Consider the following 15,493-nt stretch of genomic DNA (forward strand, 5'->3'; position numbering starts at 1 on the left):
CCGGACGAGCGGCGCGCTCCGGCGCCCGCCGCGCCGCCGTAATATGCGGCGACCCGCGGCGACCCGCGATATCAGCCGACGTTCAGTTTGCCGCTCAGGCGTGCGTGAAAATCGCGGCTATGCTCGTCGAGCCCGACAAACTCGACGTCGGTGCCGCGCCGACGGTATTTCAGCGCGATCGCGTCGAGCACGGCGACGCTCGACGCGTCCCAGATCCGCGAGCGCGAAAGGTCGATCGACACCGACCGTGGATCGCCGGTGTAATCGAAGTGTTCGACAAGCCCGTTGCTGCTGCCAAAAAACAGCGGTCCGTGAACGTCGTAGCGCACGCTGCCGCCGTCCGTGGACAGCGTGCGCGTCGCCCCCGCCGCGCGCGCGAGCCGGCGCGCGAGCAGCAGGGTGGCGAGCAGCGCGCCGCCCACCACGCCGAGCGCGAGGTTGCCCGTGTACACGGTCACCGCCACGGTCAGCAGCATCGTCACCGTTTCCGTAACCGGCAGGTGTCGCAGCGTGGCCGGACGCAGACTGTGCCAGTCGACCGTCTTGAACGCCACCACCATCATCACCGCGGCCAGCGCCGCCATCGGAATGTAGGCCATCACCGTGCTCAGGCCCGTGATCATCAGCAGCAGCGTGAGCGCCGCCGCGAGCGTCGACAGACGCGTGCGGGCGCGGCCGATGCTGACGTTCACGACCGTCTGCCCGATCATCGCGCAGCCCGCAATACCGCCGAAAGCGCCCGCACACAGGTTGGCGGCGCCGAGCGCCCAGGATTCGCGCGATTTGTCCGACGGCGTATGCGTGATTTCGTCGACCAGCGTGGCCGTGAGCAGCGTTTCCATCAGGCCGACGAACGCGATGCTGAGCGCCGGCTGCCAGACGATGCGAAGCGTCTCGAACGAAAACGGCACGACCCACGCGGTCAATCCCGGCAAGCCGGCCGCGTTCGCGTGGGAGGGCTGGGCGCCCCCCACGGTCGGTACTGTCCCATGCAACACGACGGTCAGCAGCGTGGCCGCGGCGATCGCGAGCAGCGGCGAGGGGATCGCCCGCGTGAAGCGCGGCATGACCAGCACGATGCCGAGCGTGAGCGCGAACAGGCCGTACACGGCGGACGTCTGGTGCAGCACGTGCGGCACCTGCGCGCAGAAGATCAGCACGCCGAGTGCGTTGACGAAACCGAGCATGACCGGGCGCGGAATGAAGCGGACCATGCGCGCGAAGCCGCCCAGACCGAAGCCGATCTGCACGATGCCGGCCAGCAGCACGGCGGGCAGGATATAGCCCGCGCCGTGCGCGTGCGTCATCGGCCCCACGACGAGTGCGACCGAGCCCGCCGCGGCGGTCACCATCGCGGGCCGTCCGCCGAACAGCGAGGTGACGACGAGCAGCACGACAGACGCGAACAGCGCGGCGCGCGGATCGACGCCAGAAACAAAGGAGAACGAAATGACCTCCGGAACCAGCGCGAGGCTCGTCACCACGCCGGCCAGCACTTCCCGGAACCATTCGCGGCGCGTGGCCGGCCAAAAGCGATGCGAGGAGCCGCGCGCATCGGGCGGGGCGTCGATTCCGGTAACGGGAGATGTCATGAAAGCATCCGTTTGCGAGAACAATAGGGTGTGCGGCGCCTCCCGAAGAGGGCCGCACATGAAGATCAGATCCGGACGATGCAGCGAAAGCCGATATGGCTCGTCGAGGTATCGAGTGTCTGCCCCTGGCGGGCGGCCGGCCGGTAGCGCAGGCAGTAGCTGGGCGCACAGAGGTGCGAACCGCCCTTCACCACGTTGCGCACCGTCGGATCGTCGAGGCCGGACGACGGAATGCAGCACGATTTGGCCTCTTCGGCGCCGGGGGCCGCGCCGTAGCGTGTGGCGGTCCATTCCCAGACGTTGCCCGCCACGTCGTAAAGACCGTAGCCGTTGGGCGGAAACGAGCCGACCGGCGACGTGCGTTCATAGCCGTCGAGGGCCGTATTTTGCCACGGGAACGCACCTTGCCAGGTATTGGCCATCTGCACGCCGTCCGGAGCGAACTCGTCGCCCCACGGGTAGATCGCGCCGTCGAGCCCGCCGCGCGCTGCGTATTCCCACTCGATCTCGTTCGGCAAGGTCTTGCCCGCCCACGTCGCGTACGCATGAGCGTCCGCGAACGAGACATGGACGACCGGGTGATCGTGCAGGCCGGCGAGATCGCTGTGCGGCCCCTGCGGGTGCCGCCAGCTCGCGCCGGGCACGTATGCCCACCATTGCCGGTAATCGCGCAGTCCCACGCGCCCGGCTGGCTGCGTGAAGACCAGCGAACCGGGGCAGAGCAGCGCGGGGTCGGCGTCCGGATAACGCGCCGGATCGGGCGCGCGCTCGGCCGTGCTCAGATAGCCGGTCGCGGCTGCGAACGCGGCGAACTGCGCATTCGTGACGGGATGCGCGTCGATCCAGAAGTCCGGTGCACGCGTGCGCCGCGCCGGACGCTCTTCCGGATAGAACGCGTCGGAACCCATCAGAAACGCGCCGCCGCGCACCCGTGTCATGCCGGACGTCAACGAGTCGCGCACGCGCGACTCGACGGCGTCGCCCGGCTGCGTCGTTTGCTTCGCTGTCTGGCCTGCGCAGCCGCAACATCCGGGCTTCGCAGGACCGCTATCCGCTGGCGGCGCTCGCATGGCGTTACTCCGTCATCGCCGACTTCGGCACGAAGTCGAGCGGCGAGCCAGGCGGAATCAGCGCTTCGCGCCTGACGCTCTCGTCGAACTCGCGCACGACGCGATGCGCGTGCTGCATCACCCACCAGCGCACGTAGCGCTGATTCACTGCTTCGCGCTCCTTCGGATCTTCCTGCAGATGCGTGATGCGCGCAAAGCCAAGCGGCAACTCGGGATCGTGGAAATGCTGCTGACGTTTGAAGTTGATCTTGAAGTCTTTCCATTTCACCGCATGCAGTTCGTCCTTGAGCCAGACCATGCACGATTCGCGGTTCGACGTGTCCTGCTCGCCGCGGAAGAACGCGCTCTGGTCGCGGCCGTCGATCAGCCGGTCGTGCGGCACGTCGCAGCCGGCGAAGCGCAGCAGCGTCGTGAACATGTCCGTCACGTGCACCATCTCGTTGCTCTCGATGCCGGCCTGGATGTGGCCCGGCCAGCGCGCGAGCAGCGGCGTGCGGATGCCGCCTTCCGCCGAACTGAAGTACGAGCCGTCGAAAAAGCCGCCGGTGCCGCGACCGGCCAGATGATCCTCGGCGCCGTTGTCGCCGCACAGGATCACGATCGTGTCGTCGGCAATGCCGAGCCGGTCGAGCTCGGCGAGCAGCACGCCGAAGTCGTGATCGAGCATCAGCAGGCAGTCGCCCCAGTCGCCGTTGGTGCTCTTGCCGACGAATTCGTCGCGGGGGAGCATCGGGAAGTGCATCAGCGAATGGTTGAAGTACAGGAAGAACGGCTCGTCCTGCGCGGCGCAGCGCTGCATGAAGTCGATGCCGCGCTTCTGGTATTCGAGGTCGCAGGTTTTCTTGGTTTCCATCGTCAGCTGCTCGTCGAGCAGCGCACGGGTGCCTTCGCCCTTGCGGCCTTCGTGCATGTGCGAATAGCCGTCGCGCTCGGGCACGTAGTGAGGATCTTCGAGCCACATGCACTCGTCGTAGGTGCGCAGCGGGCCATACCACTCGTCGAAGCCGTGGTCGGTCGGAAAGCGGCCGTCCTCGGCGCCGATGTGCCATTTGCCGAGACACGATGATTTATAGCCGGCCTGTTCGAGAATCTCGGCGATCGTGATTTCCCAGGAGACGAGGCCGCCGCCATTGCCGCCCAGCGCGATCGTGTGATTGCCGGAGCGGATCGGATAGCGCCCGGTCATCAACGCGGAACGCGTGGGCGTGCACTGCGGTTCCACCACGTAATGCGTGAGTTTCATCCCTTCTTTCGCGAACGCGTCGATGTGCTTCGTGTCGGCGCCGCGCAGCCTTCCGCCGCCGTAGCAGCCGAGCTCTCCCATCCCCAGATTGTCGACGTGGAAAAAGAGAATGTTCGGTTTTTTGTTCATTACAAAAACTCCTGTGTATAAAGTGCGAGTCCTGCTCGCGTTCAGGGGCGCGCGCGCTGCGACATGCGGCGCGCGCGGGCGACGCTTACATCACCGTGTCGACGCCGGCCGGACCGACCTCCAGCCCGAATCCGGCGACACCGCCTGTTTCCAGTTCGGGGCCCATCGCCGCGAGCGATTCCTCGCGAATCAGCCCCTTGAGCCGCTGCACCAGATCCGCAAACGCGGGCGTGCCGAACATCTCGGCGGTGCGCGGGCGCGGCAGCGGCACGTCGATTTCCGCCTTGATGCGCCCGGGGCGCGCGGTCATCACGTAGATGCGGTCGGAGAGAAAGACGGCTTCTTCGATGTCGTGCGTGATGAACAGCACCGAGAGCCGGAACCGCTGCCACATGTTGGTGAGAATTTCCTGCATGACGGTGCGCGTCTGCGTATCGAGTGCGCCGAACGGCTCGTCCATCAGCAGAACCCGCGGACTCGCCGCGAGCGCGCGCACGATGCCGATGCGCTGGCGCATGCCGCCCGACAGCTGGTCCGGATAGTGATGCTCGAACGCGAGCAGGCCCGCGAGGCCGAGCAGCGTGCGCGCCGTGCTCTCGCGCCGGGTGCGGGGGACGCCGGCCATTTTCAGACCGAACTCGACGTTCTCGCGTACCCGCAGCCACGGAAAGAGCGAATACTGCTGGAACACCACGCCGCGCTCGGCGCCGGGCTTCTGGATCGGCACGCCGTCCAGCGTGGCGCTTCCGCGCGAGGGCTTCGTGAAGCCCGCGACGATGCCCAGCAAGCTGGATTTGCCGCACCCCGACGGTCCGATCAGGGACACGAACTCGTGCGGCCGCACCGTGATCGAGACGTCCTTGACGGCTTCCGTCTGCGCGTCGCCCGAGCCGAACACGACGCCGATCCCGGTGCATTGAACGAGGCCTTTCGCTGTGTGATTCATTTGCGCGCTCCTTTGACAAAGGCGAGCCACGGCATCATGAGTTGCCCGACGAGGCGGATCGCGCCGCTGCAGGCAAGCCCGAGTGCGCCGATCGTGATCATCCCGAAGACGATCGCCGGATAGTCGACGAGGGAATAGGCTTCCCACGTGTAGTAGCCGACGCCGTACTGCCCCGCGATCATTTCGGCGGCGATCAGCGACACCCACGCGACCCCCATGCCGACCGCGAGTCCCGTGAAAATGTTCGGCATCACGCCTGGCAGGATCACGTACCAGAACAGCTGGATTTCATTCGCGCCCAGGCAGCGCCCCGCCCGCAGCAGCACGCCGTCGAGCGAGTCGACGCCGTCGACGGTGTTGAGCAGCACCGGATAGAACGCGCCGATGAACGTGATGAACACAATCGAGGATTCGGTCGTCGGCCACAGCATGATCGACAGCGGCACCCACGCGATCGCCGGAATCGGCCGGAGAACCTCGATCGCCGGCATGCACAGCAGGCGCACGAGCCGATAGCGTCCGATCAGCAGACCGATGCCGACGCCCAGCACGAGCGCCGCGGTGAATCCGAGCAGGATGCGTCGCAAGCTGTCGGCGATATCCACGCCGAACTTGCTTGACCCGACGACACTGAGCGCTTCGTGCAGCACGTCGAGCGGCGTCGGCACATCCTGAAAGCGGATGTAGAACTGGAGCCTGTAGCGGGTGCCGAGATACCAGACGAGCAGCAGGGCGCCGATCGAAACCGTCGCGAGGACGGCGCGCACCACGAGGCTCTTCAGGCTGCCGGCGTGCGGCAGGCTGAGCCGGCGCGAACGGCGCGCCGGTTTTTGCAGGGCCTCCGCGAGCGCTGGGGGCAACGCGTGATCGAGCTCGATGTCCCATGAGCGTTCCATGTCAATGCCCTCCGTTGCCGGCCGCAGCCAGCGCCTGCGTGTAGGTGGCGACACTCGCCCCGGTCTTCTTCGCGTACTGTTGCGCGTCGCGCTTGAGCAGCCACGGGACGATGTCCGGCGCCGTGCCGTTTTGCGCGTCCACCGTATAGAACGCGGCGTTGGCGAATACCATCACGCCGAGCGCGTGATCGGTCAGGTAGACCGCGTCGAGCTTCTTGCCTTCGGCGTGATAGCGATTCACCGCTTCGAGCGTGCAGACGGGCGAACTGAACGGCACGATGCGCGCGCCGTCCACCCAGATCTGCCCTGCGTCGGCGGGCTTCGTGACGGCGACCTTGCAGACCGGATCCCTGCCTTCGACCGGGTAATTGCTGAAATTCGCGAGTTGCGCGTCGTAGTTCAGACCCAGCTCCTTGTAGGCTTCGCGCACATACCGGTCGTCGACCCACTGGTCGATGTTCAGGTCCTTGACCATCTTCAGCCGCTTGAGCACGCCGTAGTCGGTTTTCAGCGCGGCGACCCAGCGGGGCTTGATCGTGGGATCGAGCGTGTCGATGCCGCCGGGACCGAGGAAGATGTAGGCCACCTCTTTGGGCGTGTGCGTCCAGGTCTCGATCTGCCGGGCCGCCTGCTCGGGGTCGTGGCGCAGCCAGTCGTCCGCCGCGAGCATCGCCTTGATGTACGCGACCACCACTTCCGGATACTTCTCGCCGAAGTCCTTGCGGATCACGATGCCGTGAAAGGTCGGCTGACGGGTCTCGGCGCCGTCGAAAATCTTGCGGGCGTAGCCGCGAAACGGCAGCAGTTCGGCGAACGGCACGAAGTCCGCATGCGCATCGATGCGGTTCTCCTGGATGCTGGTGCTGCCGACTTCGGGAGACTGGTTGACGAGCTCGAAGTAGTCGCTCGGCAGACCGCGGCTTTGCAGCGCGGCGAGCAGCATCCCGTGCGCGGCCGAGCCGAACGGCACCGATACGCGCTTGCCCTTGAGATCGTCGAGATCGTAGTAAGGCGAGTTCTTCGGCACCACGACGCCGTTGCCGCTACCCAGCGCGTTGTAGGCGATGACGGCGACGAGTTCGGTGTCGTTGCCGGTCGCATGTCCGGTCGCGCCGTTGACGAGCAGCGGGTAGTCGCCCATCATGCCGATCTGCAGGTTGCCCGCGATCATGCCGTTCGTGATGGGCGGCCCCGACGTGGCGTTCTGCCACGTGATGTTGTACTTGACCCCCTGGTATTTGCCGGTTCGCGGCAGATACTTGTCGAGCAGACCGAGTTGCCGGATCACGATGCCGGCCGTGACGGTATTGGTCGTCGTGTCCTGTGTCCCGATGCCGATGTTGATGGTCTCGCCCCGGGCAGCGCCGGCGAGCATGGAACCCATTGCGATCAGCGATGCGCTGCAAAGCGTGCGGCAGATGAAACCCTTCATTCGCATGATGTAACCCCAGGTGATGACGACATGAGCGGATCCGTCGTGGCGCCCATGTCATGCTGACAAGAACCAGGCCGCCCGATGGACGCCTGCGCGTGGCCCAGCATCGGGGGATCAGACAAGCGCCTGGTTAGCATGGCGCTCGACGCGAACCTTGAACTGGAATGCGTCTCCCCGGTAGTACAGTTCTTCGTATTCGAGTGGCGCGCCCTCGCGCGTGTGGATCACGCGCTCGATGAAGAGAATGGGCGCGCCCTCCGCGACACCGAGCAGGGACTGCAGCTCCTCGGTGGCGAGAATCGAGCACATCCGCAGATCGGCATGACCCAGCGCGATCTGGCAGTCGTTTTCGAGCACGGAAAAAACGTCGCGATTGGCGAGGTCGGCTTTTGCCACACGGCGTCCGACTGCCTCGGGCAGAAAGGAAACGTCGAGCGAGATCGGCTTGCGATTCAGAAATCGCAGACGGCGCAACTCCGTCACCCGGTCGTCCTCGTCCAGACCGAGCCGCCTCGCGACATGCTGGGGCGGGCGGACCGTACGCGTCGCCAGGACCCGCGAATGCGTGTCATAGCCGATTTCGCGCATGGCGGCGCCGAACCCCTGCAGGCTGCCGAGATCCTGATACGCGCGCGGATGCGACACATAGGTACCCTTGCCGTGGATCCGGAAAATCAGCCCCTCGCTTTGCAGATTGCCGAGCGCCTGGCGGACCGTGATGCGGCTGACGCCGAACGACGCCATCAACTCGCTTTCCGAGGGCATCTGCGCGTTCGGCTGATACGTCCCCTGCAGGATCCGGTCGCGCAGGATATCGGCGATCTGCGTGTAAAGCGGGCAGTGCGCTTCGAGATGCGTGGAATCGCCGCCGTGACGGGAACCGGGAACCGGTTCGGTGCTGATTTCGCTCGTTCTCATGTCAGTGGATATAGCTTGTCATTACAAGATGGACGGTTCGAGGCAAGACATATGCCATGCGCGTAAAGGCCTTTTCAGCGGCGTTTAGCCGTTCCTCGCGCGGCCGGGGCACCGCGCTGGTGCTGCGCCCCGTGACGCGCGGTGCATCGGTGTGGGCTGCTGGTGCGCATATCGCTCATGCCCGGACGAACGAGCAGAGCCAGGTGAGCGTGTCGAAGCGGACCAGCAAGGCCATGCCGATCGTCGCCGTGACGAATGGCGAGAGCTGCCTGATCGCGTGACGAATCGCCCCCGGCGCAATATGCAGGCGCGCAACCGCGAATGCGCAGACGCACATCGCCAGCGTGAGAATGGCGAGCACGACGACGATCGAGGTGGCTTGCGGCAGGGTGCGCCGGACAAGCGTGGCCGAGTACGCGAGCACGTTGTCGGTCGCGCAGCTCGTCGCGGCCATTGCCACGGTTGCGACGTGTCGCGCGTGGCCGGTGCGCAGGCGCGGATAAGGCCGCATCCCGGAGGTATCCATCGACGCCGGATCCCGCGGGGTAGCGGACCGGCGCCGGTCGACGATACGCTTCAGTCCGATGGAAAGCGGCACGATCCCGAGCAGGCCGATAACCGCCTGATGGCCTGCGAACGCGAGTGCAACGACACTGGCGGACAACGCAAGCTGGGCTGCGAAGCTCACGAGCTGGCCCGCCACGATGTCGACGGTGCGATACCGCGCGTCGCTGAAAAAGCCGAGCAGGAGCGCGTAGCCGTCGACGTTGGTGGACACGTAGGCAAGGGCGGCTGTCACGATCAGTTCTATCCAGAAAGTCATAGGTCTCTGCCGGGCTGTTCAGTCGGGTAACTTGTTATGACATGTCAGTACGCGGCATATCTAGCAAGGTCGATGCCAACGCACGCATGCCGTCCAGACGGGCTTTGCGCGTGTCGTATCGCCAGAAAAACGTGCATCGGGAAGCGCGGAGGTGCATGGCTGCTGCTTGCCGGTGCAGCGCAGCCGTCCTGCCGGCACGGTGCGCGCAGAGGCGCGCCTCTTTGCGGCAGGGGGGCGATGTCGTGGACGGAGCGTGCCATCCGCGGGCGCCGCGTGGCGAGCCGGCGCGCTGACCGGGGCGCAAACGGCGGGCGCACCCGCGTGCAGGCGAGGTTATAATCCGCAGACCTCAAGCTGCGGATACCGGCGTTGGCCTTTACACCGGTCCTTTTTCCATGCCGAAACGCCGCCCCGCCTTTGCGATCGATTCACCCGTTCCGCTCTACATCCAGATCAAGAACACGCTGCGCACGGGCATTCTCGACGGCGCGTATCCGCCGCATAGCCGCATGCCGTCCGAGAGCGAACTTCAGGCGATGTTCGAAGTGAGCCGCATCACGATCCGGCAGGCGCTGGGCGATCTGCAGAAAGAAGGCTTGATTTTCCGGGTGCACGGCAAGGGCTCTTTCGTTTCTCAACCAAAGGCCTTTCAGAATGTGACGTCGCTGCAGGGCTTCGCGGAGGCGATGTCGGGCAGCGGCCATGAGATCATCAACCGTGTCGTCCAGTTCCGCTTCGTTCCGGCACCGGTCGAGGTTGCCGGAAAACTCGGCCTGGAGGAGCACGCTGTGGTGGCCGAGATCCACCGGGTGCGACTGCTCAATCGCGAGCCGGTCTCCTATGAAATCACGTTTCTGCCGGAAGCGATCGGCCGCCGTTTGCAGCGCGCCGATCTGGCGACGCGCGACATCTTCCTGATTCTCGAAAACGACTGCGGCATGGCGCTCGGCGCCGCCGATCTGAGCATCGATGCAACGTCCGCGGACAGCGCCACCGCCCGTGCGCTGGCGATCAGGAAGGACGCGCCATTGCTGCGTATCGAACGGCTCACGCACGATAGCCGCGGAAGGCCTGTGGATTTCGAATATCTGTATTTCCGTTCCGGCACGTTCCAGTACCGGATGCGTGTCGAACGCAAGCGCGCGGCCACGGCCAACGGCAAGGTGAGACGCGCGGGCTGAGCGGAGCGAACCCGGCCGCGACGGGTGTCGTTGCCGCGCATACCCGCACGTGCTGCAAGCCGGCGGCGGCGAAATATCGCCCGCATCGCGTGGCACGAACGGCGCTTGTCGCGCGTGTGCGCGCGCCGTGTTTCCCGTGCGGGCGATAACCGTGCAGCAGCATGACGCACACGCGCGCACACGCGTTGTACGACCGCCATTACGGATTTTTCACTTCGTCGGTCAAATCGCTCGCGAGGCGCGCGAATACGCGTTCCGTCGCGCCGCGCGCGTGCAGTGCGAACAGCAGCAGCGAGCGGCCTGTCACCTGGTAGACATCGCCCGCCTCGAAGACCGGCAGTTCGTCGCGGACCGGCATATGTGTGTCGACGAGGCACGTCCACTGGTCGTTGCCCGGCACGGAAGGCAGCGTAAATCCGACGACGTCGTGATACGCATTGAACACGATGAGCAAGGTCGCGTCCGCTGCAAGCCGCATGATGCCGCTGGTTCTGGATCGACCATCGATCAGCATGCCGAAGCATTGCATCCGGGCATCGCCCCATTGTTCGTCGACGAGCGGCACGCCTGCCGGCGAGAGCCATGCGACGTCCGTCACGCCGAGCTTGTCGTTATGCTCGCCGATGAGAAAGCGGTTGCGACGCAGGACCGGCAGTGCGTGACGCAACGTCGTGAGCTTGCGCACGAAGTCGGCCAGCGCGCGGCCGTCGTCGTCGATTGCCTCCCAGTCGATCCAGCTGAGCGCGTTGTCCTGACAGTAGGCATTATTGTTACCCTGCTGCGTGCGTCCGAATTCGTCGCCGGCCAGCAGCATCGGCGTACCTTGGGCCAGCAGCAGCGTCGCGAGGAAATTGCGCTTCTGGCGCTCGCGCAACAGGCGGATGCCGGCGTCGCCGGTCGGGCCTTCCGCGCCGCAGTTCCATGAGCGGTTATCGCCGTGTCCATCGCGGTTGTCTTCGCCGTTGGCCTCGTTATGACGCTCGTTGTAGGAAACGAGATCGTGCAGCGTATAGCCGTCGTGCGCGGTCACGAAGTTCACGCTCGCCCACGGGCGTCGTCCGCGCCGGTTGAAATGGTCGCCCGATGCGCACAGGCGTGTCGCGAGATCCGGCGCGATGCCTTCGTCGCCTTTCCACCATGCGCGGACGGTGTCGCGAAAGCGGTCGTTCCATTCGGCCCAGCCAGGCGGAAAGCCGCCCACCTGGTAGCCGCCGGGCCCGCAGTCCCAGGGCTCGGCGATCAGCTTCACGCTGGAGAGAATCGGGTCCTGACGGCAGCTGTCGAGAAAGCCGCCGCCCTCGTCGAAGCCGTACGGTTCGCGCCCGAGGATCGTGGCGAGATCGAAGCGAAAGCCGTCGACGCCCATTTCGACCACCCAGTAGCGCAGGCTGTCCGTGACCATCTGAAGCACGCGCGGATGCGACAGGTTGAGCGTATTGCCGGTGCCCGTGTCGTTGATGTAATAGCGCGGCTCGTCCGGCATCAGGCGGTACCAGGACGCATTGTCGATGCCGCGAAACGACAGCGTCGGTCCGAGCTCGCTGCCTTCGGCCGTGTGGTTGTAGACGACGTCGAGGACGATCTCCAGACCGCTTTCGTGGAACCGGTCGACCATGTTCTTGAATTCGTCGATGGACGCCTGTGCGCCCACCGAATAGCGCGGATCGGGCGCGAAGAAGCCGATCGTGTTGTAGCCCCAGTAGTTCGTCAGTCCGCGTTCGAGCAGATGCGCGTCGTTCACGAAGGTGTGGACGGGCATCAGTTCGACCGACGTCACGCCTAGTTCGCGAATCGTTTCGATGACCTTCGGGTTCGCGAGTCCCGCGAAAGTGCCGCGCTCGTCCTCGGGCACACCGGGGTGCCGGATCGTGTAGCCGCGCACGTGCGTCTCGTAGAGAATCGTGCGTTCGCGCGCGACGCGCTCGCGCAGCGGGTGATGCCAGGCGAAGGTCTGGTCGACGACCCGGCAGCGCGGCACATAGGGCGCACTGTCGCGCGCGTCGAACGAGAGGTCGGCGTCGGCGCTGCCGAGCGTGTAGCCGAACACCGCCGGATTCCACACGAGCGCGCCGACGTGCGCCTTGGCGTACGGATCGAGCAGCAGCTTGTGCGGATTGAAGCGGTGTCCCGCGTGCGGTTCATACGGGCCATGCACGCGATAGCCGTAGACCGCGCCGGGCTTCAGGTCGGGCACGAACACATGCCACACCTCGTCGGTGTACTCGGGCAGCACGATGCGCTCGATCTCGCGCTGGCCGGCGGCGTCGAAAAGGCACAGTTCGACCTGGGTCGCATTCGCCGAGAACAACGCGAAATTGACGCCGTTGCCGGTCCATGTGGCGCCCAGCGGGAAGGGCTGGCCCTCGGCGATGCGGGTCGCGGTCTTGCTCGAAGTGGGCATGGCGGCGGCTCCCGGGCTCAATGCCACAAAAGCGCGATCAGGATGATGACCGGAATGGGAACGCCGAGCAGATAGAGCAGGATCGAGCGCATGATTGCCTCCTTGGGGTTGCGGTTCGTAACGCAGATGTGCCGCGTCGGATTCAGTGTTCGCGCATCCGGCCGCCGACGGTCGCCATCAGACTGGCGGCAAATGCCCCCATCAGCAGCGAAATGAACAGCCACAGGGTCACGTGGATCGTGATACGGCGCGCCTCGTCCGCGGCGGCGCGCGATGCGTCGTCGAGCGCGTTCAGCTTGTTCACGAGGCCCGACCAGATCGTCGCGACGCGCGTCTGCGCATCCGCCGGCGCGAGCCCGGTTCGCTGTGCGACGATGCGCGCGAGGTAGGCGGCGTCGGCGGGCGCGAGCGTGCCGCGCGCCGGCAGCGCGTTCAGAAAGATGCGCCCGATCGCGCGGTTCTGTTCGGCGAGAACGGCTGCGGACGGCGCAGTGTCCTGGGCAGAGGAGAGCGCGGAGGGCGCGGATGCGACAGATGCAGCGGGTGCATCAGACGCGGCAGCTGCGGCAGACGCAGCAGATGCGGCAGATGCGGCAGATGCGGCAGATGCGGCAGATGCGGTGGCCCCTGCGGCCGGACGCAGCATGCTGTCGATGAAATAGCCGATGGGCCAGGTCTCGTAGGCGGCACGCGCGTTGCCGCGCGCAGCCGCGCTCACCGGGCCTGCCATCGCCGGCGCCGCAGCGCCGGCTTGCGCGATGCCCACGCGCGCGATCCCGGAGAGCGCGGAAGTGAGGACGACGGCGCTCAGCAGTGTCGCCACCGACCATGCAAGAAAGCCGTGAACGCTGTCGCGAAAGTGCGTTTCGTCGAGGCTTGCGCCGGGCCAGTGGCGCCGCAGGCGGCCGGCCAGATAGCCGCCGAGTCCGGCCGACATCAGTTGCGTCACGCAGACCCAGATGATCGCCGCCACGCCGAATGCTCTCGCGTGCATGCCATTGCCGGGCCACGGCGAAAGCGACGAGAGTCCCAGCCCGGTGCCGAGCATGATCAGGATGAGCGAAAAGGCCGTCATGCCGAGCGCGCCCGCGATGACCGCCCCCCACGAAACGGCGGACGGTGCGCGCCGATACCCGTACGGCGCTTCGTGCGAGGCCGCGAGGTCCGCACCCAGTCGATCTGTCTGGCTCATGTTGCCTCCGATGTGTCGTTTCGCTGGCATCAGCAGAAAACGTGCCGCGGCGCATGCCGGGGCTGTGGACGCGTGAGACGGGTGTCCGCGCTCGCCGCGAATGGCCGGCGCGCGTGCCGTTATGGCTTCGGTCCGCCGGATGCGGCCGGGCCCGACGCGCCGTGCGTGCCGCGGCCGTCCTGCGCCACAGACTGTTGCTGCGGAGCGGCTCCGCTCGCGCCGGGCGCGGACCCGCGCAGCCCGAACGCGCAGCCCAACGCGGCGAGGGCGCCGAGCGCCGCGAACGCGCACACGCTCGGATAGCCGAAATGATCCGCAATCGTGCCGCCGACAATCGCCCCGCATGCGGACGCGAGCGCCGCCGTGGCGTTGAACAGGCCCATCGCGGCGCCCGCGCCGAACTGCGCGAGGTCGGCGGCCAGATCGTTCGAGGCGACGCTCAGCAACGGCCAGATGCCCTGGTAGCTGCCGAACAGCGCGATCACCGGCAATATCACCCATCCGGGATGAAAAAACGCCAGCATGGCGAGGCCGCCGAGTGTCGCCATCCGCGCCGCAAGGCCGATCCGCAGCGACGCACCGGGGCCGCGCCGGGTCGTGAGCCGGCCTGCGAAGTTGTACAGCGGTATGCTGATGCCGGTCGCAACCGACATCAGCATCGAAGCGCGCGCGACGTCGATGTCGAAGCGCTTGTCCATCAGAACCCGGTAGAGCGAACCGAATGACGACACCGCCAGCGAGAAGAGAAACCACGCGGCGAGAAACAGTCCGAATCCGGACAACGAGATGCGTCCGGCGCGGACGAACGCGTCGCGGCGCGGCCGGCGCAGGTGGCCGATCACCGACGCAGCGTTGGGTCCACTGTATCTTGGCAGATGCAATAGTTCGTCATCCTTAAGGTTGTGGCGCAGATGCGGCAGATGAAACGTGCCGCCCGGCACGGGCAGGCCGCGCGCGCCGATGACGAGCGCCGGGACGGCGAGCGGTGCGGCGACGAGGGTCGTGAGCCGTGCGGACAGGAATCCGACGAGTGCCATGCCGAACATCGAGCCGACTGCATTGAAGGTTTGCAGCCAGCTGATGCGAGGGCTCCATTGCGCCTTCGGCGCGAATTCGACGATGAACAGCGCGGCCACCGTGTTCGACGCGCCGGTGCCGAGTCCGATCAGAAAAGCACTCGCAAGCCACGGCCGCAGTCCGTGCAGCAGCGTGAACCCGAGGAACCCCGCGGCGATCAGGATGAACCCGGCAAAGAAGATCGCGCGATAGGCACGCGTGCGGTCGGCAAGTGGGCCTGACCGCGGCGCGAATACCACGCCGATGTTCTGCGCGGCGATCGCCACGCCGATTTCGCTGGCGCTGCCGCCCCCCCGGCTGACGACGAGCGGGATCGCGATCACGGCGAAGCCGGAGGCGAGCGCGCCGAGTATCGCGTAGGCGCCGTACCACGGCTGGATCCAGGCGCGAAGGTCCGCGGGGAGGGCGACGATCTGGCGGGAAACGGGAGGATGGGCGTCAGACATGGTCTGTGACGGTGCGATGGACAGGCATCGCCCACCAGCAAGCGTTGGTCCCGCGCAGGCGGCGAAGCGATTCGCGTCATGCGTGCGTCTGCGGCCCCCGGGTACGCGCCGTGCGCAGGCAGTGAGGCGGCGGGGCGTCCGGCC

12 protein-coding genes are annotated in these 15,493 nt (G+C 66.3%); 1 reads left to right on the forward strand and 11 read right to left on the reverse strand.

The window, feature by feature from the left end:
• Positions 1-71: 71 nt before the first annotated feature.
• The 8 genes from AC3AP7_RS07295 to AC3AP7_RS07330 form a co-directional block, all read right to left on the reverse strand.
• Positions 72-1,592, reverse strand: a complete 1,521-nt coding sequence (locus AC3AP7_RS07295; RefSeq protein WP_475764345.1) for a SulP family inorganic anion transporter — start codon at positions 1,590-1,592, stop codon at positions 72-74.
• Between the two features lie 65 nt (positions 1,593-1,657).
• Positions 1,658-2,554 (reverse strand): formylglycine-generating enzyme family protein, encoded by an 897-nt coding sequence (locus tag AC3AP7_RS07300; protein ID WP_475764344.1) that lies wholly within the window; start codon positions 2,552-2,554, stop codon positions 1,658-1,660.
• Positions 2,555-2,666: 112 nt separating this feature from the next.
• Complete coding sequence (locus AC3AP7_RS07305; RefSeq protein WP_475764343.1) at positions 2,667-4,034, reverse strand: arylsulfatase; 1,368 nt, start codon at positions 4,032-4,034, stop codon at positions 2,667-2,669.
• Between the two features lie 85 nt (positions 4,035-4,119).
• The gene (locus tag AC3AP7_RS07310; RefSeq protein WP_475764342.1) at positions 4,120-4,980 is read right to left on the reverse strand and encodes an ABC transporter ATP-binding protein; all 861 of its coding nucleotides are present in this window, start codon (positions 4,978-4,980) and stop codon (positions 4,120-4,122) included.
• Positions 4,977-5,876 carry an ABC transporter permease gene (locus AC3AP7_RS07315; RefSeq protein WP_475764341.1) on the reverse strand — a complete coding sequence of 300 codons (900 nt, stop codon included), beginning with the start codon at positions 5,874-5,876 and terminating at the stop codon, positions 4,977-4,979. Before AC3AP7_RS07315 ends, AC3AP7_RS07310 begins: the two co-directional genes overlap by 4 nt.
• A gap of 1 nt (position 5,877) precedes the next feature.
• Positions 5,878-7,314: an ABC transporter substrate-binding protein gene (locus AC3AP7_RS07320; protein ID WP_475764340.1), complete on the reverse strand. Its 1,437-nt coding sequence runs from the start codon at positions 7,312-7,314 to the stop codon at positions 5,878-5,880.
• Positions 7,315-7,425: 111 nt separating this feature from the next.
• Positions 7,426-8,229, reverse strand: coding sequence for a GntR family transcriptional regulator (locus tag AC3AP7_RS07325; protein ID WP_475764339.1), 804 nt, complete (start codon positions 8,227-8,229; stop codon positions 7,426-7,428).
• Between the two features lie 175 nt (positions 8,230-8,404).
• Entirely contained in the window at positions 8,405-9,052 is a 648-nt protein-coding gene (locus AC3AP7_RS07330) for a cadmium resistance transporter (protein WP_475764338.1), read from the reverse strand.
• A 395-nt stretch (positions 9,053-9,447) separates the two neighbouring features.
• Between AC3AP7_RS07330 and AC3AP7_RS07335 the strand changes: the two genes are divergently transcribed.
• Entirely contained in the window at positions 9,448-10,233 is a 786-nt protein-coding gene (locus AC3AP7_RS07335; RefSeq protein WP_475764337.1) for a GntR family transcriptional regulator, read from the forward strand.
• Between the two features lie 199 nt (positions 10,234-10,432).
• Here the strand turns inward: AC3AP7_RS07335 and glgX are convergent, their stop codons facing one another.
• The 3 genes from glgX to AC3AP7_RS07350 all read right to left on the reverse strand — a co-directional run bounded on the left by glgX (position 10,433) and on the right by AC3AP7_RS07350 (position 15,349).
• Positions 10,433-12,634 carry a glycogen debranching protein GlgX gene (gene glgX / locus AC3AP7_RS07340; RefSeq protein WP_475764336.1) on the reverse strand — a complete coding sequence of 734 codons (2,202 nt, stop codon included), beginning with the start codon at positions 12,632-12,634 and terminating at the stop codon, positions 10,433-10,435.
• A gap of 142 nt (positions 12,635-12,776) precedes the next feature.
• Positions 12,777-13,826: a hypothetical protein gene (locus AC3AP7_RS07345; RefSeq protein WP_475764335.1), complete on the reverse strand. Its 1,050-nt coding sequence runs from the start codon at positions 13,824-13,826 to the stop codon at positions 12,777-12,779.
• Between the two features lie 119 nt (positions 13,827-13,945).
• Entirely contained in the window at positions 13,946-15,349 is a 1,404-nt protein-coding gene (locus tag AC3AP7_RS07350) for an MFS transporter (RefSeq protein ID WP_475764334.1), read from the reverse strand.
• Between the last annotated feature and the right edge of the window lie 144 nt (positions 15,350-15,493).

Source organism: Paraburkholderia sp. PAMB 6770 (genome assembly GCF_057748135.1).

What these genes read in the sequence shown, in the direction of transcription:
- AC3AP7_RS07330 (WP_475764338.1), bottom strand. Translation starts at nt 9,052, where the DNA reads ATGACTTTCTGGATAGAACTGATCGTGACAGCCGCCCTTGCCTACGTG.
- AC3AP7_RS07315 (WP_475764341.1), bottom strand. Translation starts at nt 5,876, where the DNA reads ATGGAACGCTCATGGGACATCGAGCTCGATCACGCGTTGCCCCCAGCG.
- AC3AP7_RS07335 (WP_475764337.1), top strand. Translation starts at nt 9,448, where the DNA reads ATGCCGAAACGCCGCCCCGCCTTTGCGATCGATTCACCCGTTCCGCTC.
- AC3AP7_RS07295 (WP_475764345.1), bottom strand. Translation starts at nt 1,592, where the DNA reads ATGACATCTCCCGTTACCGGAATCGACGCCCCGCCCGATGCGCGCGGC.
- AC3AP7_RS07325 (WP_475764339.1), bottom strand. Translation starts at nt 8,229, where the DNA reads ATGAGAACGAGCGAAATCAGCACCGAACCGGTTCCCGGTTCCCGTCAC.
- glgX (WP_475764336.1), bottom strand. Translation starts at nt 12,634, where the DNA reads ATGCCCACTTCGAGCAAGACCGCGACCCGCATCGCCGAGGGCCAGCCC.
- AC3AP7_RS07345 (WP_475764335.1), bottom strand. Translation starts at nt 13,826, where the DNA reads ATGAGCCAGACAGATCGACTGGGTGCGGACCTCGCGGCCTCGCACGAA.
- AC3AP7_RS07305 (WP_475764343.1), bottom strand. Translation starts at nt 4,034, where the DNA reads ATGAACAAAAAACCGAACATTCTCTTTTTCCACGTCGACAATCTGGGG.
- AC3AP7_RS07350 (WP_475764334.1), bottom strand. Translation starts at nt 15,349, where the DNA reads ATGTCTGACGCCCATCCTCCCGTTTCCCGCCAGATCGTCGCCCTCCCC.
- AC3AP7_RS07320 (WP_475764340.1), bottom strand. Translation starts at nt 7,314, where the DNA reads ATGCGAATGAAGGGTTTCATCTGCCGCACGCTTTGCAGCGCATCGCTG.
- AC3AP7_RS07310 (WP_475764342.1), bottom strand. Translation starts at nt 4,980, where the DNA reads ATGAATCACACAGCGAAAGGCCTCGTTCAATGCACCGGGATCGGCGTC.